Source organism: Acidovorax facilis (assembly GCF_023913775.1).
In the GTDB taxonomy this organism is placed as follows: Bacteria; Pseudomonadota; Gammaproteobacteria; order Burkholderiales; family Burkholderiaceae_C; genus Acidovorax; species Acidovorax facilis.
On sequence record NZ_JAMXAX010000296.1, the window covers coordinates 1 to 1174 of the forward strand.

At 65.1% G+C, this 1174-nt stretch carries 2 protein-coding genes; both read left to right on the forward strand.

Annotated elements, in window-relative coordinates:
* The coding region (locus tag NFX52_RS30270) for a DUF6463 family protein (RefSeq protein WP_353848511.1) at positions 1–423 on the forward strand (423 nt) is incomplete at its 5' end.
* 52 nt (positions 424–475) lie between these two features.
* On the forward strand, positions 476–856 hold the full coding sequence (locus NFX52_RS30275; RefSeq protein ID WP_252636006.1) for a hypothetical protein: 381 nt from the start codon (positions 476–478) through the stop codon (positions 854–856).
* Positions 857–1174: the final 318 nt, after the last annotated feature.

A 1174-nucleotide genomic window follows, 5' to 3' on the forward strand; every position in this document is an offset into this window, starting at 1 on the left:
ACCTCCCTGACCTCCCCCGCCCCTCGCTCTACGGTCATACCGCTTCGCAACCGCTGGAAGGGCCAGTGGATGCTGGCCGTGGCGGTGCTGCACACGCTGTATGCCGCCGTCGTGTTTCCGACCCAGCTGCAAGAGATCGTGCGGCGCGGCGTTTTCAACAGCGTACAAAAAGACCCGGCCGTCGGCGCCGTGGTCTGGTTTGTACTGTTCGGCGTGTTGTTCGCGTTGCTGGGCTGGGCCATCCTGCTGGCAGAACGCAACGCTGCCCTGGCGCCCGTTCCTTTGCGCGGGCTGGGTGCCGGGTTGCTGGCACTCACGGTGCTGGGCATTGTGCTCATGCCTTCCTCCGGTTTCTGGCTGGCGCTGCCGCCCGCGCTGGCGCTGTGCTGGCCCCAAAGCGCTGAAGGCGAAAAAGGCGGTTGATGCGCTGCGTCTGCACCTTCCACGGCCATCCTGATTGAACTAGAAACTGTCCATGAATACTGCGCTGGTACTGGCAGCCGGGGGCCTCGCCCTGGTGGGTGTTGCGCACTCGGTGCTGGGTGAATTGCTAGTGTTTCGCGCCCTGCGCACAGAGGGCATCGTGCCCACCGGTGGACGGCCCGTGCTGCGGGAGTGGCAGGTGCGCATTCTGTGGGGCACCTGGCACCTGGCAACCGTGCTGGACTGGGCCCTGAGCGCCTTGATGTGGCGCCTGGGGACCGCGCCCCTGGACGCGGACCTGGGAGCCTGGGTGGCCGATGTGGCCGGGGTCGCAACGCTGGCCAGCGGCGTGCTGGTGTTCTATGCCACTGAGGGCCGACACCCTGCCTGGTTTGCCCTGCTCGTGGTGGCGGCGCTGGTGTGGTGGCGCTGAAGGGCCGCACTACGTTCACGTGGGTGGGCAGCTTGCCGGAAGTGTGAGAAAAATCACGGAAACCGCTGCTGCTCCTGCTGCAGGAAACACAACTTCACAAGACTTCGCAATTCGCCTACACCGGCTTGACGCAGCATCTGCACCATGAAGTCTCCGGTTCCGCAAGGAATCATTCTGAGGAGTTCACCATGGCCCGCAATGCACTCGCCGCTGTTTCCATCGCCTTGCTGTCTCTGGGCGCCGCAACGGTGGCGCAGGCACAGACCAGCGCCACTGTTGTCATCCAGTCGGGGCAGCCCCACCACTACCAGGCGCCAG